Annotated in this window: 21 protein-coding genes; 17 read left to right on the top strand and 4 right to left on the bottom strand. The window is 70.0% G+C overall.

The window, feature by feature from the left end:
- The first annotated feature begins 94 nt into the window (after positions 1-94).
- The 5 genes from ACK4SC_RS00270 to ACK4SC_RS00290 all read left to right on the top strand — a co-directional run bounded on the left by ACK4SC_RS00270 (position 95) and on the right by ACK4SC_RS00290 (position 5,208).
- Positions 95-1,096 (top strand): sugar-binding transcriptional regulator, encoded by a 1,002-nt coding sequence (locus ACK4SC_RS00270; protein ID WP_409613630.1) that lies wholly within the window; start codon positions 95-97, stop codon positions 1,094-1,096.
- A complete protein-coding gene (gene deoC / locus ACK4SC_RS00275; RefSeq protein ID WP_409613633.1) occupies positions 1,093-2,106 on the top strand; it encodes a deoxyribose-phosphate aldolase in 1,014 nt (337 codons plus the stop codon). The genes ACK4SC_RS00270 and deoC overlap by 4 nt, the downstream gene beginning before the upstream one ends.
- A 3-nt stretch (positions 2,107-2,109) precedes the next feature.
- Positions 2,110-3,645, top strand: a complete 1,536-nt coding sequence (locus ACK4SC_RS00280; protein ID WP_409613636.1) for an aldehyde dehydrogenase family protein — start codon at positions 2,110-2,112, stop codon at positions 3,643-3,645.
- Positions 3,642-4,505 carry an aldehyde dehydrogenase family protein gene (locus ACK4SC_RS00285; protein ID WP_409613639.1) on the top strand — a complete coding sequence of 288 codons (864 nt, stop codon included), beginning with the start codon at positions 3,642-3,644 and terminating at the stop codon, positions 4,503-4,505. The genes ACK4SC_RS00280 and ACK4SC_RS00285 overlap by 4 nt, the downstream gene beginning before the upstream one ends.
- A gap of 232 nt (positions 4,506-4,737) precedes the next feature.
- The gene (locus tag ACK4SC_RS00290) at positions 4,738-5,208 is read left to right on the top strand and encodes a hypothetical protein (protein WP_409613642.1); all 471 of its coding nucleotides are present in this window, start codon (positions 4,738-4,740) and stop codon (positions 5,206-5,208) included.
- Positions 5,209-5,330: 122 nt separating this feature from the next.
- On the opposite strand, the gene ACK4SC_RS00295 is transcribed toward ACK4SC_RS00290, so the two are convergent.
- On the bottom strand, positions 5,331-6,350 hold the full coding sequence (locus tag ACK4SC_RS00295) for a ketopantoate reductase family protein (RefSeq protein WP_409613644.1): 1,020 nt from the start codon (positions 6,348-6,350) through the stop codon (positions 5,331-5,333).
- 6 nt (positions 6,351-6,356) lie between these two features.
- Between ACK4SC_RS00295 and truB the strand changes: the two genes are divergently transcribed.
- Together truB and ACK4SC_RS00305 are read left to right on the top strand one after the other, a co-directional pair.
- Positions 6,357-7,304, top strand: a complete 948-nt coding sequence (truB, locus tag ACK4SC_RS00300) for a tRNA pseudouridine(55) synthase TruB (protein WP_409613647.1) — start codon at positions 6,357-6,359, stop codon at positions 7,302-7,304.
- 93 nt (positions 7,305-7,397) lie between these two features.
- Positions 7,398-7,784 carry a hypothetical protein gene (locus ACK4SC_RS00305; protein WP_409613650.1) on the top strand — a complete coding sequence of 129 codons (387 nt, stop codon included), beginning with the start codon at positions 7,398-7,400 and terminating at the stop codon, positions 7,782-7,784.
- Positions 7,785-7,789: 5 nt separating this feature from the next.
- Here ACK4SC_RS00305 and ACK4SC_RS00310 read toward each other — a convergent pair whose 3' ends face one another.
- Positions 7,790-8,458, bottom strand: coding sequence for an HAD family hydrolase (locus ACK4SC_RS00310; RefSeq protein WP_409613653.1), 669 nt, complete (start codon positions 8,456-8,458; stop codon positions 7,790-7,792).
- 53 nt (positions 8,459-8,511) lie between these two features.
- Here ACK4SC_RS00310 and hemW point away from each other — a divergent pair, with 53 nt between their 5' ends.
- A complete protein-coding gene (hemW, locus tag ACK4SC_RS00315) occupies positions 8,512-9,744 on the top strand; it encodes a radical SAM family heme chaperone HemW (RefSeq protein ID WP_409613656.1) in 1,233 nt (410 codons plus the stop codon).
- Positions 9,745-9,753: 9 nt separating this feature from the next.
- Here the strand turns inward: hemW and ACK4SC_RS00320 are convergent, their stop codons facing one another.
- Together ACK4SC_RS00320 and ACK4SC_RS00325 are read right to left on the bottom strand one after the other, a co-directional pair.
- A complete protein-coding gene (locus ACK4SC_RS00320; protein WP_409613659.1) occupies positions 9,754-10,131 on the bottom strand; it encodes a DUF4870 domain-containing protein in 378 nt (125 codons plus the stop codon).
- Between the two features lie 86 nt (positions 10,132-10,217).
- A complete protein-coding gene (locus tag ACK4SC_RS00325; protein ID WP_409613662.1) occupies positions 10,218-10,619 on the bottom strand; it encodes a DUF4870 domain-containing protein in 402 nt (133 codons plus the stop codon).
- Positions 10,620-10,846: 227 nt separating this feature from the next.
- Here ACK4SC_RS00325 and hrcA point away from each other — a divergent pair, with 227 nt between their 5' ends.
- The 9 genes from hrcA (at position 10,847) to era (ending at position 18,827) form a co-directional block, all read left to right on the top strand.
- A complete protein-coding gene (gene hrcA / locus ACK4SC_RS00330; RefSeq protein WP_409613666.1) occupies positions 10,847-11,866 on the top strand; it encodes a heat-inducible transcriptional repressor HrcA in 1,020 nt (339 codons plus the stop codon).
- A gap of 6 nt (positions 11,867-11,872) precedes the next feature.
- Positions 11,873-12,970 carry a molecular chaperone DnaJ gene (gene dnaJ, locus ACK4SC_RS00335; protein WP_409613669.1) on the top strand — a complete coding sequence of 366 codons (1,098 nt, stop codon included), beginning with the start codon at positions 11,873-11,875 and terminating at the stop codon, positions 12,968-12,970.
- 10 nt (positions 12,971-12,980) lie between these two features.
- Positions 12,981-13,727: a 16S rRNA (uracil(1498)-N(3))-methyltransferase gene (locus ACK4SC_RS00340; RefSeq protein ID WP_409613672.1), complete on the top strand. Its 747-nt coding sequence runs from the start codon at positions 12,981-12,983 to the stop codon at positions 13,725-13,727.
- Positions 13,721-14,494: a phosphotransferase gene (locus tag ACK4SC_RS00345; RefSeq protein WP_409613675.1), complete on the top strand. Its 774-nt coding sequence runs from the start codon at positions 13,721-13,723 to the stop codon at positions 14,492-14,494. The genes ACK4SC_RS00340 and ACK4SC_RS00345 overlap by 7 nt, the downstream gene beginning before the upstream one ends.
- 46 nt (positions 14,495-14,540) lie before the next feature.
- The gene (locus tag ACK4SC_RS00350) at positions 14,541-14,897 is read left to right on the top strand and encodes an HIT domain-containing protein (RefSeq protein WP_409613678.1); all 357 of its coding nucleotides are present in this window, start codon (positions 14,541-14,543) and stop codon (positions 14,895-14,897) included.
- 64 nt (positions 14,898-14,961) lie between these two features.
- Positions 14,962-16,020, top strand: coding sequence for a PhoH family protein (locus ACK4SC_RS00355; protein WP_409614306.1), 1,059 nt, complete (start codon positions 14,962-14,964; stop codon positions 16,018-16,020).
- A 34-nt stretch (positions 16,021-16,054) separates the two neighbouring features.
- Complete coding sequence (gene ybeY, locus ACK4SC_RS00360; protein WP_409613680.1) at positions 16,055-16,516, top strand: rRNA maturation RNase YbeY; 462 nt, start codon at positions 16,055-16,057, stop codon at positions 16,514-16,516.
- On the top strand, positions 16,516-17,871 hold the full coding sequence (locus ACK4SC_RS00365; RefSeq protein WP_409613683.1) for a hemolysin family protein: 1,356 nt from the start codon (positions 16,516-16,518) through the stop codon (positions 17,869-17,871). Before ybeY ends, ACK4SC_RS00365 begins: the two co-directional genes overlap by 1 nt.
- Positions 17,868-18,827, top strand: a complete 960-nt coding sequence (era, locus tag ACK4SC_RS00370) for a GTPase Era (protein ID WP_409613686.1) — start codon at positions 17,868-17,870, stop codon at positions 18,825-18,827. Before ACK4SC_RS00365 ends, era begins: the two co-directional genes overlap by 4 nt.
- Positions 18,828-18,887 lie beyond the last annotated feature (60 nt).

The following is an 18,887-nucleotide window of genomic DNA, read 5'->3' on the forward strand; positions in this document are numbered from 1 at the left end:
CGGGGCGCGCCGTAGCGTGGAGAACCAGGGGCGCTCGCCCCAGCCACCATGCAGCCCGCGCCGCCACGCCGCGCATCACCGCCCCGGAGGGATCGTGCCGCTCGACACCAGCGACAGCGAACTGCTCGCCGTGCGTGCGGCCGAGCTCTACTACGAAGAGAACAAGACCCAGGACGAGATCGGCGCGATCTTGCGCATCACCCGCTGGAAGGTCGGGCGCTTGCTCGCCCAGGCGCGTGAGCGCGGCATCATCCGCATCGAAATCGTGCACCCGCGCGCCCGCCGGCTCGGACTCGAGCGCGACCTCGCCTCGCAGTTCGGGCTGAAAGACGCGGTTGTCGTGCCCGCGCCGCTCGACGACGTCGAGCTGCAGTCGCGCGTCGCCGAGGCGACCGCCGACTACCTCGTCAGCATGCGCCCGATCCCGCGCCTGCTCGGCCTCAGCTGGGGCCGCACCCTGCACCAGGTCGCCGAGGCGCTGCCCGTCGGATGGTCGACCGGTGTCAACGTCGTGCAGCTCAACGGGGGAGTGAGTCTGTCGAAGCGACCCGGCACGGCCGCCGCGACCGCGACCATGATCGCGCAGAAGGCCGGGGGTCAGGCGACCCTCTTGCCGACCCCGGCGATCCTGGAGCGTCTCGAGACCAAGCGCGCCATCGAGGGCGACCGCACCGTCGGCGGCGTCATCCAGCTCGCGCGGACCGCGAACGCCTACCTGTACTCGGCAGGCCCCGCCGACACCAGCTCGGTGCACGTCGACAGTGGCTACCTGACCGCCGACGACATTGACCGCCTTGTCGAGCTCGGCGCCGTGGGCGACGTGCTCGGCCGGTACATCACCGCCGACGGCGAGATCGCCGACCCCGAACTCGACGCCCGCACGCTTGGCCTCGGCCTCGACGAACTGCGCGCGGCGACGACGAGCATCCTCGCCGTCGGAGGCGAGACGAAGCATCCCGTGGCCCGGGCGATCGTCACGCACGGGCTCTGCTCGGTGCTCGTCACCGACGAGCACACGGCCCGATTCTTGCTCGGCCGCGACCGCGATACCGACACCGACCACGACTCCACCGCAGCGCGAGAGGACACCCCATGACCATCGACCACCCGGTCGCCCTGGCGCCCGCTGAGCGCGCCGTACGGCTGCTCGGCGGCGACCTCACCGAGAAGGCGCTGGCGCTGCACCTCGACGGACTCGCCGGTGTTGACGCCGTCGGCCTCGAGCAGCGTGCCGCGGGCCTCGCGACCCGCTCGATCAAGACCTCGTCGAAGGCCTGGGCGCTCGACACGATCATCCGCACGTGCGACCTGACGACCCTCGAGGGCGCCGACACTCCCGGCAAGGTGCGCTCCCTCGTCGCGAAGGCCGTCACCCCCGACGCCACCGACCCGACGACGCCGCGCGTCGCCGCCGTTTGCGTCTACGGCGACATGGTTCCGTACGCCGTCGAGGCGCTCGGCTCGCTGCACGGCGACCCGGATGCGGGCCTCGTCTCGGTCGCGGCCGTCGCCACCGCCTTCCCCTCCGGTCGTGCCAGCCTCGACATCAAGCTCGCCGACACTCGCGAGGCGGTCGCCGCCGGGGCCGACGAGATCGACATGGTCATCGACCGCGGCGCCTTCCTCTCGGGACGCTACGGTCTCGTCTTCGACCAGATTGTCGCCGTTAAGGAGGCCTGCCGTCGCCCCGACGGCACCTACGCGCACCTCAAGGTGATCCTCGAAACGGGCGAGCTCGTGACGTACGACAACGTCAAGCGCGCCTCGTGGCTCGCGATCCTCGCCGGTGCCGACTTCATCAAGACCTCCACCGGAAAGGTGAGCCCCGCGGCGACCCTGCCCGTCACGCTGCTCATGCTGGAGGTCATCCGCGACTGGCACCGTCTCACCGGCGAAAAGGTCGGAATGAAGCCGGCCGGCGGCATCCGATCGTCGAAAGATGCCGTGCGCTACCTCGTGACCGTCGCCGAGACGGTCGGCGAAGAGTGGCTGACGCCGCACCTGTGGCGATTCGGGGCCTCGAGCCTCGTCAACGACGTGCTGCTGCAGCGCCAGAAACTGCGAACCGGTCACTACAGTGGCCCCGACTACGTGACGGTGGACTAACCCATGAGCTTCCTCGAGTACGCCCCTGCTCCCGAATCCACGAGCATCCTGAACCTCAAGAGCGAGTACGGACTCTTCATCGACGGCGAGTTCGTCGACGGCTCGGGTGAGGTCTTCGACACGATCTCGCCCGCCACCGAAGAGGTCATCGCTCGCATCGCGCAGGCCGACGCCTCCGACGTCGACCGCGCCGTGGCCGCGGCCCGCCGGGCCTACGACCGCGTGTGGTCGCGCATGTCGGGCAGCGACCGCGGCAAGTACCTGTTCCGCATCGCGCGCCTCGTGCAGGAGCGCTCGCGCGAGCTGGCCGTGGCCGAGAGCCTCGACAACGGCAAGCCGATTCGCGAGACCCGTGACGTCGACGTGCCGCTCGTCGCGGCCTGGTTCTTCTACTACGCCGGCTGGGCCGACAAGCTCGAGTACGCCGGCCTCGGGCCGAACCCGCGCTCGCTCGGGGTCGCCGCGCAGGTGATTCCGTGGAACTTCCCGCTGCTGATGCTCGCGTGGAAGATCGCGCCGGCCCTCGCCGCCGGCAACACGGTCGTCATCAAGCCGGCCGAGACCACGTCGCTGACCGCGATGCTGTTCGCCGAGATCCTGCAGCAGGCCGAGCTGCCCGCCGGTGTCGTCAACATCGTCACCGGCCCCGGCGCCACCGGTCAGGCGCTCGTCACCCACGACGACGTCAACAAGGTCGCCTTCACCGGCTCGACCGGCGTGGGCCGCATGATCGCGCGCCAGGTCGCGGGTACGTCCAAGAAGCTCACCCTCGAGCTGGGCGGCAAGGCGGCCAACATCGTCTTCGACGACGCGGCGATCGACCAGGCCGTCGAGGGCATCGTCAACGGCATCTTCTTCAACCAGGGTCACGTCTGCTGCGCCGGCAGCCGCCTGCTCGTGCAAGAGAACGTGCACGACGAGGTCGTCGACAAGCTGAAGTACCGCCTGTCGACCCTGCGCCTCGGCGACCCCCTCGACAAGAACACCGACATCGGAGCGATCAACTCGGCCGCGCAGCTCGAGCGCATCCGCACGCTCAGCGACACCGGAGAGAACGAGGGTGCCGAGCGCTGGCAGCTCGACTGCACCGTGCCCGACAAGGGCTTCTGGTTCCGGCCGACGATCTTCACCCGCGTGTCCGCGGCGCACACGATCGCCCGTGAAGAGATCTTCGGGCCCGTGCTGTCGGTGCTGACCTTCCGCACGCCCGACGAGGCGATCGCGAAGGCCAACAACACACCGTACGGCCTGTCGGCCGGCATCTGGACCGAGAAGGCCTCGCGCATGCTCGCCGTCGCCGACCGCCTGCGCGCCGGCGTCGTCTGGGCCAACACGTTCAACAAGTTCGACCCCGCGTCGCCGTTCGGCGGCTACAAAGAGTCGGGCTACGGCCGCGAGGGCGGCCGCCAGGGCCTGGCCGCCTACCTCGAGTCGGCCGGCTGGGAGGCGCCCGCCGCGATCATGGCGAGCGCAGCATCCGCGACCACGGCCGCCTCGGGCGGACGCAAGAAGACGACGAAGAAGGCGGTGGCGAAGTGAGCCGGTTGGCCGTGCCGAAGACGTACAAGCTCTACATCGGCGGGAAGTTTCCGCGCAGCGAGTCGGGGCGCACCTACGAGGTGACGACGCCGGCCGGCGAGTTCGTCGCCAACGCGGCGCTCGCCTCGCGGAAAGACGCTCGCGACGCCGTCGTGGCCGCGCGTTCGGCCGTCAAGGGGTGGGCAGGAGCCACCGCGTACAACCGCGGTCAGGTGATCTACCGCATCGCCGAAGTGCTCGAGGGGCGTCGCGCGCAGTTCGTCGACGAGATCAGCCGCACCGAGGGCGTGACCGAGGCCGCCGCCGGCGCTCAGGTCGACGCCGCCATCGACGTGTGGGTCTGGTACGCCGGCTGGGCCGACAAGTACGCGCAGGTCGCCGGCAACGGCAACCCCGTGGCGGGCCCGTACTTCAACCTGTCCGTGCCCGAACCGACCGGTGTCGTCGCCGCGATCGCGCCGCAACAGCGCGTCGGAACCTCGCTGCTCGGCCTCGCCGCCGTCGTCGCGCCGATCATCGTGTCGGGCAACACCGTCGTCGTCGTGCCGAACCAGCAGGCGCCGCTGTCGGCCATCACCCTCGCGGAGGTGCTCGCCACCTCGGATGTGCCCGGTGGCGTCATCAACGTGCTGACCGGCTCGCCCGCCGAAATGGCGCCGTGGCTGGCCGCGCACGCCGACGTGAACGCGCTCGACCTCGCCGGAGCGGGCGACATCGAGTGGGTCGACCTGCAACTGTCGGCCGCCGAGACGCTCAAGCGCGTGCTCGCCCCCGTCGCGGGCGTGCCCGCCCCGGCGCTCGAGCGCATCACGGCGTTCACCGAGACCAAAACGGTCTGGCACACCAAGTCGATGCTCTAGCCCGCCGTCCCGTCAACAACTCAGGACAATCGCCCACACCGGCGTTGTCAACAACTCAGGACAATCGCTCCACCGCGCGCGTTTCTGCCACGGTCTGCGCGGCGTGCGCACCGTTAGTCCTGAGTTGTTGACACATGGGTCGCGCGGGGGAGCGGGTTCCGCCTCGCGAGGGATGGGGCGCGGACCCCGCGTCGGTAGCGTTGACGGCTCATAGCGAGGGGGAGAGATTCCGATGATCGACAGCATCCAGGAGTTCACCGCAACCGTTGACCCGGTGTGGCAGTGGCTCGCCGTCATGGGCGCGGGAGCGATCCCGTTTGTCGAGTCCTACGGCGCCGGTCCGATCGGCATCGTCGTGGGCGTCACGCCCATCGTGGCCATCCTTGCTGCGATCGTCGGCAACATCGTGTCCATGGCCGTCGTCGTGCTGGCGACCAGCGGAGCGCGCGACAAGCTCACGAACGCCGACACGCCGCAGAGCCCGCGCCGCCAGCGCTTCACGCGCGCCTTCGACAAGTGGGGGGTGCCCGGCGTGAGCCTGCTCGGCCAGTGGATCCTGCCCAGCCAGATCACCTCGTCGATCATGGTGGGCATCGGCGCGTCGAAGCATAAGGTCATCGTCTGGCAGATCGTGTCGATCATCCTGTGGGGTGTCGCCTTTGGCGCCCTCGCCTGGGCCGCTGTCGCCGCCCTCCGCGGCTGACCGTGTCAACAACTCAGGACAAAGGCCTCGAGCGCGCCCGAATGCGCCCTGGTGTCGACCGCCCGCGCGCGTTTGTCCTGAATTGTTGACAGCCGCGGCGGCGGGCGGTGGGGCCGCTCCGGCTATGACCGCGACGCGAGGGCGAGGGCGGGGGCCAGCCGTGCGAGGGTGTCGGCGCGGCTGAGGTGTGCGCCCTCCGCTTCGACGGTGCGCACCAAGGCGATGAGCGCTGCGTTCACGGGGGTGGCGATGCCCGCCTCGGCCCCCGCCGCCACGACGGCGCCGTTGATCTGGTCGACTTCGGTGCGACGACCCCTCCGGATGCTCTGCAGCATCGACGCCGGATTCGGCACGTCTCCCATTCCCCGCGCGAGCAGGCGCGCGAGCATCTCGCCGGCATCATGCCCGGCCACGCCGGGCTGCGCGAGCGGGCGGATCACCTCAGCCGTGACCGGTCCGATCGGCTGCCAGCCAACCCCGAGGGCCTCGCCGACGCGTGCGGTCTCCGCCATCCCGCGCCCGAGCACCGCGCGCAGCTCGGAGTCGGCGACGGTGTCTTGCACGCTCAGCCCGGTGATTGCGGGCAGTGCGTTGACCTGGTTGATGACGAGCTTCGTCCACTGCGCACCGACGATGTCGGGGCTCTGCGTGACCGGCTCGGGTAGCGCCGGGCCGAGGGCGGCCAGCGAGGCGGCGACGGCGGTTTCGTCACCGCCGACGACCATGGGCGCCGCGCCGGTGACGGTTACGCGGCCGGGTGCGATGAGGGAGGCGGCGAACAGCACGAGTCCGACGGCGACGGGCGACGCGGGCAGGAGCGCGCGGGCGACCGCCTCGCCGCCGAGCCCGTTCTGCACGACGAGCACCGGGCATCCCTCGGGCACTCGATGATCGGTCAGCGCCGCCGCCGTGTCGTTCGCTTTGACGGCGACGATCACGAGCCCGGTGTCGGCGGCGACGCGCTCGGTGACTGGCACGCGGGCGCTCCATGCGCCGAACCCGCCGTCGAGCCCGAGGCCCTCACGGGCGATCGCCGCGGCGTGGTCGCCGCGCGCGACCACGGCCACGTCGTGGCCCGCGCGGTCGAGCAGCGCGGCGAGCACTCCGCCGACGGCTCCGGCTCCGATCACGGTCACGCGCATCCGCCCATGCTAGGTCGAGCCGGTAGCGTTGATGCCGTGATCTCGGGCCTGCTGTTCGTTGACAAGCCCGCCGGGCTCACCAGCCACGACGTCGTCGCCCGCGCCCGGCGCGCGCTCGGCACCCGCAAGGTGGGCCACGCTGGCACGCTCGACCCGGCGGCGACGGGCCTGCTCACGCTCGGTGTGGGGCCGGCGACGCGCCTGCTCACCTACCTGGTGGGGCTCGACAAGCAGTACACGACGACGATCCACCTGGGTGTCGGCACGACGACCGACGACGCCGAGGGTGAGCCCGTGGGCGCCCCCGCGCCGCCCGAGGCGTTGGCCGCCGCCACAGACGAGCGCATCGCCGTCGAGGTGGCAGCGCTCACGGGTGAGCTTGACCAGGTTCCGAGCTCGGTGAGCGCGATCAAGGTCGACGGGCGCCGCGCCTACGACCGCGTCCGCGCCGGCGAGGAGGTCGAGCTCGCGTCCCGCCGCGTCACGGTCTCGCGTTTCGAGGTGCTCGACGTTCGCCGCACCGCCGAGGCGATCACCGTCGACGCCGTCGTCGACTGCTCGTCGGGCACGTACATTCGCGCCCTCGCCCGCGACCTGGGCGCCGCGCTCGGCGTCGGCGGCCACCTGACGGCACTGCGCCGCACCCGCGTCGGCCCGTTCGATGTCGACGACGACGCGACGGTCACGCTGGATGCTCTGGTCGCCGCCGGCGAGAACGCGTCGGCGGTCGCGCTGCTCACCCCGCCCGCCGAGGGGGCGGCCCGGCTGTTTCCCGTGCTGCACACGTCGGCCGAGCAGGCGCGCGACCTGTCGCACGGCAAGAAGCTCGACGCCCTGGACTTCGCTGATGCCTCCCCGGTGGCCGCGGTCGACGCGCAGGGCCGTCTCGTGGCGTTGCTCAGCGTCGAGCGGGGTCGGGGCCGTATTCTGACGGGGTTCCCGCAGGAGCCCTAACGGGCCGCCGCACAGGCAAAGCCTCGCGCAGGCCCCGCGTCAGCCCGCTGCCCGCCCGCCGTCCGTCCGTCGTTCACCGCCCAGGAGTCGCCCGTGATCGAGTGGTTCAGTTTCGTGCAGATCGGTGTTGCCGCTCTGGTGGGTCTCATCGCTCTGGTGTTCGGCGCTCTCGGCCGCCGGCCCGATGATGTGACGGTGCTCGGTAGCGCTCTGGTCGCGCTGCTGCTGATTGCGCAGATCGTGGTCGGCGTCGTGCAGCCGCTGGTCGGCAACGATCCGACGGGTGACATCGTCGAGTGGTGGCTGTACCTGATCGTGGCGCTGCTGCTCGTGGTCGCCGGCGTCGTGTGGGCGCTGATCGATCGCACCCGCTGGGCCACCATCATCCTGGGTGTCGTGGCGGTGACGGTCGCGGTCATGGTGTACCGCATGAACCAGATCTGGTTCGTGCAGACGGTGGGCGGCGCACTCGGCGCGTAGGAGCCCTACAGCTCCTCGATCGCCTGGAACACCGCATCGAGGTGTCCCTCGATCGTCGGCACGACGAGGACGGCGCCGGTCTCCTGCAGTTCCTCGACGCTGAATACGCCCGTGGCGACCGCGATGAATGGGATGCCCGCCGCCACCGCCGCCTCATCGTCGCGGGGAGTGTCGCCGATGATGACGAGCGTTTCGTCCGGCAGTGCCGCGCGCGCCGCCCGCGTGATGTCGCTGCGCTCGGGGGCGGTCGCGCCGAAGAACGAGCGGTTCCAGTCGAAGCGGTCGGCGCCGAGGCCGGAACCGTCGAGCTTCACGCGCGAGCGCGTGGCGGAGTTTCCGGTGAGCAACGCGTTCACCCAGCCGCGGGCATCCGCCTGATCGAGCGCCTCCCGGATGCCCGGTGCGATTTCTCGACGATCGCCCGCCTTCGCGCGCTCGACCGACAACGCGTCGAGGGCTTCCCGGGCACGCTCGTGCCACTCGGCCGGGTCGAAGCCGAAGTGCTCCAGGATGTCGGTAAGGATGTGTCCGTCGGTCTTGCCGTGTGTGCGCGGCAGTGCGGGGCTCAGCTCGCGACCAACGGCCCGCTCGACGGCGGTGTGATAAAGCTCGCCCCCTCCCGTGAAGGAGTTGAGGAGCAGGGTTCCGTCGACGTCCCAGAGAATCGTGGTCACGGCTCCATCCTTCCAGGCGGCGGCGCCGCAGCAGACCGGGGAGAATGGAGCCGATGCCCAGCGCGCTGCCGATCGCCGATCCCGCCCCCGACGACGGGGCGCTTCCGTCGACCGTCCGTGAGGGTGCAGAGGATCGCGCCTTCGGTGTCTACCTGCACGTGCCGTACTGCCGGGTGCGCTGTGGCTACTGCGACTTCAACACCTACACCGCCGACGAGGTGCGCGGCACCTCACGCGCCGACTTCGCCGATCAGGCGATCGCCGAGATCGAGTTCGCCGCCCGCGTGCTCGCCGACGCCGAGCTGCCACCCCGCCCCGCCAGCACCGTGTTTTTCGGGGGCGGCACCCCGACGCTGCTGCCGACGCGCGACCTCGCCCGCATGCTCGACGCCGTGCGCGACGCGTTTGGCCTCGCCGACGCCGCCGAGGTGACGACCGAGGCGAATCCGGACTCGATCGATGCGCGCGGTCTCGCCGAGCTTGCCGAGGCGGGTTTCACCCGGGTGAGCCTCGGCATGCAGTCGGCCGTGCCGCACGTGCTGGCGACGCTCGAACGCACCCACGACCCCGAGAATGTGCCGCGGCGGGTCGCCGAGGCGCGTGCGGCGGGCCTGCAGGTGAGCGTCGACCTGATCTTCGGCACGCCCGGCGAGAGCCTCGCCGATCTCGACCGCAGCATCGACGCGGCGCTGGCGACCGACCCCGACCATTTGAGCGCCTACGCACTGATCGTGGAGGAGGGCACGAAGCTCGCCCGCCAGATCGCCCGCGGCGAGGTGCCCCCGGTCGACGACGACCTGCACGCCGACATGTACGAGCACCTGGATGCCCGTCTCGCGGCAGCCGGATACGCCTGGTACGAGGTCAGCAACTGGGCACGCGACGACGCTTATCGCTCGCGGCACAACCTCGCATACTGGACCGGCGAGGACTGGTGGGGGGTCGGCCCCGGCGCGCACAGCCACGTGGGCGGCGTGCGCTGGTGGAACGTCAAGCATCCCGCCGCGTATGCGCAGCGACTCGCGGCGGGGCTGAGTCCCGCCGCAGGTCGCGAAACGCTCGACGCTGAGACGCGCCGGATCGAGCGCGTGCTACTCGAGACGCGCACGGCGCTCGGTCTTCCGGTCAGCGCGCTCGATCGGGCAGGACGCACCGCGGTCGCCAGCCTCATCGCCGACGAACTCGTGGATGCTCGTCTCGCTCTCGCGGGACGTCTCGTGCTCACGGCACGCGGTCGCCTGCTCGCCGACGCGGTTGTGCGGCGGCTGTTGCCCGAGTCGGTGTAGGCGTCGCGCCTAGTTCTTGATGAACGGGATCGTGAGCGGGTAGGTGTACGCCTGGCCGCGGTTCGCCGCGACGGCGGCGAGGATTGAGAGCACGAGGATCGCGATCGACACCCCGACCAGGATGAAGAAACCGATGAGCACCAGCGTCAGGATGCTGCCGACGATGGCGGCGATGAGCATCGTGAGCTGGAAGTTCAGCGCCGTGGCGGTGTGATCCCGGACGAACGGGCCGCGGTCTTTCAGTACGAGGTAGCCGATGAGAGACGGCAGGAAACCGAAGAAGATCCCACCGATGTGGATCAGGGTGGCCCAGAGCTTCTCGTCTTCCGGCCGCATGGCTTGCGGCGCGGCGGCGTACGGAGAGCTCGGCGGAGGCGCGTCAGTCATGAGGCCAGTAAACACCCCGAACGCTCTCCAACGCGAGAGGGGCCCGGCCTGGCGGCCGAGCCCCTCGTCGAGGTGCTGTGTGACGCCTACTTGATGAGGCGCAGGGCGAACGGGTAGCGGTAGGCCACGCCGTCCTTCGCCTTCTGGAAGCCCATGATGCTCCAGATGAGCATCAGCACCCAGAGTGCGAGCGGGAAGATCCAGCCGATGAACGCCCACAGGCCGAACGTCACGACGCCCAGGATCGAGTTCAGGATGAAGACCGCAAGATGCGCGATCGCCATCGTGATCTGGAAGTTCAGCGCCTCCTTCGACTCCTGACGCGTGAAGCTGCCCCGATCCTTGAAGACCAGGTAGATGATGAGCGACGGCAGGATGCCGATGATGCCGCCGAGGTGCGCGAACGAGGCCCACTGGCGGTCTTCGGCCTCGCTGAGCGGCGCCGGTGCGGCCGACGGTGCGGGGGGAGGGGGAGGAGTGTCAGTCATGGGGTGAACTGCCTTTCGAGCGAGCGATCGGTGCTTATGGATACCCAGGGTGGAGCATGACCGTGCCGGCGCCATCGGAAAGCCGCAAACGCCGTCGTTGGCGCTGACACACGCATGACCGTACTCGCGCCGCACCGCGAGGGCAACGATTTTGGCCCCGCGCGCCGCGATAGAATTGGCAGTCAATCGTTGCGAGTGCCAAAGGCGACGCGGAAAGGGGGCATCGCATGGTTTCGGATCGGGCACTGCAGGTGCTCCGCGCCATCGTGCAGGATTACGTCGCGTCGCGCGAGCCGGTGGGCTCGAAGGCACTCGTTGAACGCCACCAGTTCGGCGTGAGTTCGGCGACGATTCGCAACGACATGGCCCTTCTCGAGGAAGAAGAGTTGATCGCCGCGCCGCACACCTCCTCCGGCCGCGTTCCGACCGACAAGGGCTACCGGCTGTTCGTCGATCAGCTCGCCGAGCTGCGGCCGCTGAGCGCTGGCCAGCGCCAGGCGATCGCGCAGTTCCTCGATCAGTCGATCGACCTTGACGACGTGTTTGCCCGCACCGTGCGCTTGCTCAGCCAGCTCACCAACCAGGTGGCGCTCGTGCAGTATCCGACGCTCGGCAATGCCCGCGTTCGTCACGTCGAGTTTGTGCCGATGACCTCGACGCGGCTCATGACGGTCTTCATCACCGACGGTGGGCGGGTCGACCAGCGCATCATCGAGCTTCCGCTCGAGGCCGATGAGGTGTTCGTCGGCGAATTGCGCGCCAAGGTCAACGCGCTGCTTGATGGCCGCCCGCTGGCCGACGTGCGCGGACTCGCCGACGCGCTGGGCGACCAGTTCGCTCCCGAGCGCCGCGACGCTGTGCGCGTCGTCGCTGAGGCACTCGTCGGTCACGTGGATGCGCACCGGCAAGACCGGCTCGTGATGGCGGGCGCGGCGAACCTCGTGCGTACGGAGGGTGACTTTGCGGGCAGCGTCTACCCCGTGCTGGAGGCGATCGAAGAGCAGGTGACCCTGCTCAAGCTCTTCAGCGAGATGGAACTCGACGCCCAAGCGGTTGCGGCCCGCATTGGCCGCGAGAACACGGAGGCCCTGCACGAAACGGCCGTCGTGACATCGCCGTACAGCATGGGCGCAGATCAATCAGCGAGGCTGGGCGTTCTGGGCCCGACCCGCATGGACTATTCGAACAACATGGCGGCAGTACGCGCGGTTGCGCGCTACGTGAGCCGACTGCTGGGTGAGGACTAACGCTAAGTGGCAGATCACTACGAGACCCTCGGGGTCGCCCGAGACGCGAGCGTCGACGACATCAAGAAGGCGTACCGGCGCCTCGCGCGCGAGCTGCACCCCGACGTGAACCCGTCAAGCGAGGCGGCCGAGCGCTTCAAGCAGGTGACGCACGCGTACGACGTGCTGAGCGACCCGAACCAGCGCCAGCAGTACGACCTCGGCGGCTCCGGCGGCATGGGCGGCGGCTTTGGCGGGTTCGGCGACATCTTCGAGACCTTCTTTGGCGGCGGTCAGTCGCAGCGCGGCCCCCGGTCGCGCCGCGAGCGCGGCCAGGATGCCCTCCTGCGCGTCGAGGTCGAGCTGAACGAGATCATCTTCGGCACCACCCGCACGCTCGACGTCGACACGGCGATCCTCTGCGAGACCTGCAACGGCTCGTGCTGCGCCCCCGGCACCGAGCCCGTCACCTGCGACATCTGCCGCGGCTCCGGGCAGATCCAGCGCACCGTGCGCAGCCTCCTCGGCAACGTGATGACCTCGTCGCCGTGCGGTTCCTGCCGGGGCTACGGCACGGTCATCCCGAACCCGTGCCCGTCGTGCGCCGGCCAGGGCCGCGTGCGCGCTCGCCGGTCGATCCCGGTGGACATCCCCGCCGGTGTCGACACAGGCCTGCGTATTCAGCTACCCGGTCAGGGCGAGGTCGGCCCCGCAGGCGGCCCCAACGGCGACCTCTACCTCGAGATCAAGGTGAAGACGCACGAGACCTTCAGTCGCCAGGGTGATGACCTGATGGCAACGGTCGAGGTGCAGATGGCCGATGCGATCCTCGGCACCACGGTCACCCTGCCCGCCCTCGACGGCGACGTGTCGATCGAGATCCGCCCTGGCACGCAGAGCGCGGAGGTCATCACCGTGAAAGAGCGCGGCATCACGCGGCTGCGGGGCTCCGGCCGCGGTGACCTGAAGCTGGGCATTCAGGTCGTCACCCCGGTGCGGCTCAACAGTAAAGAGACGAAGCTCATCCAGGAGTTCGCGCAGAGTCGCCGCCCCGTTCCTCCGCAGTTCTCCACCTTCCAGCAGGGGCTCTTCTCGAAGCTGCGCGACCGCTTCCTGAACCTGTAGCGTCGGCGCCGTGGCGCACTTCTACCTCGACGAGACGCTCGCGCTCGCCGGCGCTGCTGCCGGCGACGAGGTGGCGCTGACCGGTCCGGATGCCCGTCACGCCGTCACGGTCGCGCGCCTGCGCGCTGGCGAAACAGTGCGCGTCGGCGACGGCGTGGGAACGATCGCGCTCGGCCGCGTCGTCGACGCGGCGCCCGATCGCGTCGCGCTCGTCCTCGAGAGCGTGGATGCGCATCCCGAGCCCCCGACGCGCCTCACGCTCGTGCAGGCGCTCGCGAAGGGCGACCGCGACGAGTTGGCCGTCCAGGCCGCGACCGAGCTGGGTGTCGACGCCATCGTGCCGTGGCAGGCCGCCCGCAGTGTCTCGATCTGGAAGGGGCCGAAGGCCGAGAAAGGTCGCGCCCGCTGGCAGACGATCGTGCGGGAGGCCTCCAAGCAGGCGATTCGCCCGCGCGTGCCCTCCGTCGCCCCCGTCGCGACGACCCGCGAGCTCGTCGCGCAGGCCGGGGAAGCGAACGTCAGCGTGCTCGTGCTTGAGCCCACCGCAGCGGACCGGCTGAGCGCGCTCACGCCGGCCGAGCTGGGCAGTCGGGTATTGCTCGTCGTCGGGCCCGAGGGGGGCGTCGCGCCCGACGAGCTCTCCGCGCTCACGACCGCGGGCGCGCGCCCGGTGCGCCTCGGCGACACAGTGCTGCGCACCTCGACGGCGGGGCCTGCCGCTCTCAGCGTGCTGTCGACGACGCTCGGTCGATGGTGACGACTCCCGACCTACGTGCCCAACTCGCGCTCGACGACCGCAGCGTGCCGCCGACAGTGCGCCGCCTGGCCGCGCGCCTGCGGCCCGGCCGCGACCCCGAACCGCTGTGGCGCAACCAGCTGGGCGGGCTGACCGTCGCCCTCGGCGACGCGGTGCTCAAGCATGTTCCGGCGCGGGTCATCCGTGACCACCCCGCCGAGCCGACCCCGCTCGAGGAGGCCGAGCGGCTCGCATGGATCGGCGACCGGCACCCCGTGCCCCGCGTGCTCGACGCTGGCGCCGACGACGACGGACAGTGGCTCCTCACCCGGCGCATCGCGGCGACGACGGCCGTCGCCGAGCGCTGGCGGGCCGACCCCCGGGCCACCGTGCGCGCGCTCGGCGCGTCGCTTCGCCGACTGCACGACGCGCTTCCCGTCGACGACTGCCCGTGGCGCGTGACCTCGGCACGCGCGCCGCAGACGCAGACACCGGACCGCGCCGCTGACCTCGTCGTCGCCCACGGCGACGCGTGTGCCCCCAACACGCTGCTGGATGCTCGGGGCCGGTTCGCAGCGCACGTCGACCTCGGCGCGCTCGCCGTCGCCGATCGTCACCTCGACCTTGCCGTGGCCCTCCAGTCGCTCGAGTGGAACTACGGCGCGGGCTGGGAGGCGGCGTATCTGGCGTCCTACGGGTACGACGCCGACCCCGTGAAACTCGCCGACTGGCGGGCGTGGTGGAACACAGGAGGTGGAGCCAGCGGCTCCGCTGGAAGCGAACCCTGAGCGGGAGCCGGGGCGCGCATCCGATATCGCCCGTAGAATTGCGCTCATGGAAACCCGTGAGCCGTCCGTCTTTGAGCGCATTGTCGCTCGCGAGCTTCCGGCGACGATCGTGTTCGAGAACGAGCGGCTAATCGCGTTGCATCCACTCGAGCCGCAGGCCCCCGTGCACCTGCTCGTCGTGCCCAAGACCGCCCAGTACGCGACCGTCGCCGAGCTGGCGGCCGGCGACCCCGAGCTTCTGGCCGAGGTGGTTGCCACCGCGCAGACGCTGGCCGACAGCCACGCTGACGGGCACTTCCGGCTCGTATTCAACTCGGGCGAGAACGCGGGTCAGACCGTCTTCCACGTGCACGCGCACGTGCTCGCGGGCGGGCTCGCCGAGGGGTCGCTTGCCCACGGATAACGCACCCCAGGCGCCTGTTCCCGACGCGCCATACACCCGCCAACTCGACGTCGACGGCGTTGCGATGGTGCGGCTGCTCGGCCCGCAAGATCGGCTGCTGACGACGCTCGAGCGCGAGCATCCGGGGGTCGACGTGCACGTGCGCGGCAATCAGATCACCCTGCAGGGCGAGCGCCCGGCAGTCGAACAGGCGGCAACGCTGGTAGAGGAGCTCATCCGAATGGTGCGAGGCGGTCACGAACTCGGCGAGGTCGAGGTGCAGAGCTCGGCGCGCATCCTGCGCGACGGCTCGGGCAGCCCCGCCGACGTGCTGAGCCAGGCGATCCTCACGAGCCGGGGCAAGAGCATCCGGCCGAAGACACTCGGCCAGAAGGCGTACGTCGACGCGATCGACCAGCACACGATCGTGTTCGGCATCGGCCCGGCCGGAACGGGCAAGACCTACCTGGCGATGGCGAAGGCCGTGCAGGCGCTGCAGCGTAAGGAGGTCGACCGCATCATCCTGACGCGTCCGGCCGTCGAGGCCGGCGAGCGGCTCGGCTTCCTGCCCGGCACGCTCACCGACAAGATCGACCCGTACCTGCGCCCGCTCTACGACGCGCTCAACGAGATGATGGACCCGGAGCTCGTGCCCAAGCTGCTCGCCTCCGGCGTCGTCGAGGTCGCACCGCTCGCGTACATGCGCGGCCGCACCCTCAACAACTCGTTCGTCGTGCTCGACGAGGCGCAGAACACCACACCCGAGCAGATGAAGATGTTCCTCACCCGCCTCGGCTTTGGCTCGACCATGGTCGTCACCGGCGACATCACCCAGGTCGACCTGCCGGGCGGGGCGAGCGGGCTGTCGCTCGTGACGCGCGTGCTCGACGGAATCGACGACATCCACTTCGCCCGCCTGACGAGCGACGACGTCGTGCGCCACTCGCTCGTCGGCCGCATCGTCGATGCCTACACGAAGTACGACGCCGAGCGGCAGAAGGCCGAGTACGAGCGCGCCGAGCGGCGCCGGGCCGGACAGAACGCGGATGCACGGGGCGCACAGGGCGTGAACCGCGCGGCTCGACGCGCCGCGACCCGCGACCGGCTTCCCGGCCGCAGCCGACGCGGTACGCAACGATGGTGACCGTGAGCAGGTCGGGTAAGGCGAGGGTGCGCGCGTGAGCGTCGAGATCAACAATGAGTCGGGCATCGACGTCGACGAGGCCGCAATTCAGCGGCTCGTGGTCTACGCCTTCGAACACCTCAACGTGCATCCCGATGCCGAGGTCGCCATTCAGATGGTCGACGAGGGCGCCATGGAGCGCCTGCACATCGAATGGATGGATGAACCGGGCCCGACCGACGTCTTGAGCTTCCCCATGGACGAGTTGCGCCCGGGCAGCGACGACGAGCCGACCCCACCGGGGCTGCTCGGCGACATCGTGCTCTGCCCGCAGGTCGCGATCGCGCAGGCCGAGACCGCCGGCCACTCGGTGATGGACGAACTGCTGCTGCTCACGACGCACGGCCTACTGCACCTGCTCGGCTTCGACCACGCCGAGCCCGACGACGAGCGCGAGATGTTCGGCATTCAGCGCGACGTGCTCGTTGGCTACACGCTCGCCGAACGCACACGCTGATGGTGCTCACCGCCGTCTTCTTCGCGGTGGCGTTCGTGCTCGTCGTGCTCGGCGGCCTCTTCGCCGCCATCGACGCCGCCCTCGGCGTGCTCAGCCGCAACGACCTGGTCGAGCTCGCCGCCGAGCGGAAGACCCCGCAGCGCTTGCTCACCATCTCGAACGACATCGGCGCGCACGTCAACGCGCTGAACTTCCTGCGCATCGTGGCCGAGACGATCGCCGCGGTGCTCGTGACCCTCGCGTTCGCGAGCATCCTGACCGAGTGGTGGTGGGTGCTGATCGTGAGCGCACTCATCATGATCGGTGTCTCGTTCGTGCTCGTCGGCTCGAGTCCGCGCAGCGTCGGGCGCGCCCACCCGCGTCCGCTGATCGTCGCGACGGCGCCGCTTGTCCGCGCGATTCGTGTGCTGACCGGACCGATCGCCGACGCGCTGGTCGTCATCGGCAACCGCGTCACGCCCGGACGGCCGCGCAGCGTCGCCTTCTCCAGCGAAGAACAACTGCTGTCGATGGTCGACGAGGCGACCGATCTCGACGTGCTCGAGGTCGAAGACCGCGAGCTGATCCACTCGATCTTCGAGTTCAACGACACGATCGTGCGCGAGGTCATGGTGCCCCGCACCGACATGATCACGCTCGAGACAGGTCAGACGGTCGCCGAGGCGATGGCGCTGTTCCTCGAGAAGGGCGTGTCACGCATCCCGCTCATCGGTGATGGCGCCGACGACATTCGCGGCGTGATCTACCTGCGCGATGTGACGCGGCTCACCGTCTCGTCGCCGGAGACCGCGGGGTCGACGCTGGTCGACGTGCTCGCGAAGCCCGCGCAGTTCTTGCCGGAGTCGAAGAAGGCCGACGACGCGCTGCGCTACCTGCAGCTCGAGTCGAACCACCTCGCTTTGGTCGTTGACGAGTACGGCGGAATCGCCGGGCTCGTCACCATGGAAGACCTCATCGAGGAGCTGGTTGGCGACATCACCGACGAGTACGACCGCGAGCAGAGCGCGTTCGAGCAGCTCGAAGAGAACCGGTTCCGGGTGAGCGCGCGCATGCCCGTCGACGAGCTGGGTGACCTGTTCGGCATCGATCTCGACGACGACGACGTTGACACGGTGGGTGGGCTTCTGACGAAGCACCTTGACCGCCTGCCCGTGGCCGGTTCGACCGTCGAGGTCGATGGGCTGCACCTCACCGCCGAGCGCACGGAGGGCCGCCGCAAGCGCGTTGTCACCGTGCTGGTCGAGGCCGACCAGGCGCTCATCGACGCCCGGCTCGCGTTCGCCGCCGCCTCGACCGACACCGGCGCGATACCCGTGCAGGATGCCCGCCCCACCTCCCCGAGGAGCGCCCCGTGAGTGAGACCTCCGACACGCCTTCTGCCCGCGAGCCCCGCGCCGGGGCGACACCCCCGAACGACTCCGCGGAACACCGCGCCGGATTCGTCACCTTCGTCGGCCGACCCAACGTCGGCAAGTCGACCCTCATGAACGCGCTCGTCGGCGAAAAGGTCGCCATCACCTCCTCAAAGCCGCAGACGACGCGGCGGGCGATCCGCGGAATCGTGCACCGGGCATCCGGGCAATTGATCGTCGTTGACACGCCGGGCGTGCACCGTCCGCGCACCCTGCTCGGCGAGCGTCTCAACGCGCTCGTGCAAGACACGCTCGGCGACGTCGATGTGATCGGGTTCTGCGTGCCGGCCGGCGAGCCGATCGGCCCCGGCGACAAATACATCAACGAGCAACTGGATGCGCACGGCGCCCGCGTACGCAAGGTCGCGATCGTGACGAAGACCGACCGCGTCGGCCCCGAGCGCGTCGCCGAGCAGCTCATCGCGGTGTCGGCCCTGCGCGACTGGGACCTCGTGATTCCGCTCTCGGCGCTGACCGGCGACCAGGTCGACGTGCTCGCCGACGAGCTGATTCGCCTCATGCCCGTGTCGCCGCCGCTGTACGAGGCCGAATCGACCACCGACGAGTCCGACGAAGACCGGGTCGCCGAACTGATTCGCGAGGCGGCGCTCGAGGGCGTCAGCGACGAGCTGCCGCACTCGCTCGCCGTCACGATCGACGAGATGGTCGAGCGCGAGGGTGACGGCCTGCTGCAGATCTTCGCCAACGTCTGGGTCGAGCGCGACAGCCAGAAGGGCATCATCATCGGGCACCGCGGATCGCGGCTTGGCGACGTGGGCCGGCGGGCCCGCGGTGAGATCGAGCAGCTGCTCGGGCGGCGCGTGTTTCTGAAGCTGCACGTCAAGGTCGCCAAAGAGTGGCAGCGCGACCCCAAGCAGTTGGGCCGGCTCGGGTTCTAGGCCGGCGTCGCCGCTGCCGCATGCGTCGCGTGGTCTCGGGGGCGTGCATCCCGCACCGTT

It is taken from the genome of Microcella sp., assembly GCF_046293215.1.
In the GTDB taxonomy this organism is placed as follows: domain Bacteria; phylum Actinomycetota; class Actinomycetes; order Actinomycetales; family Microbacteriaceae; genus Microcella.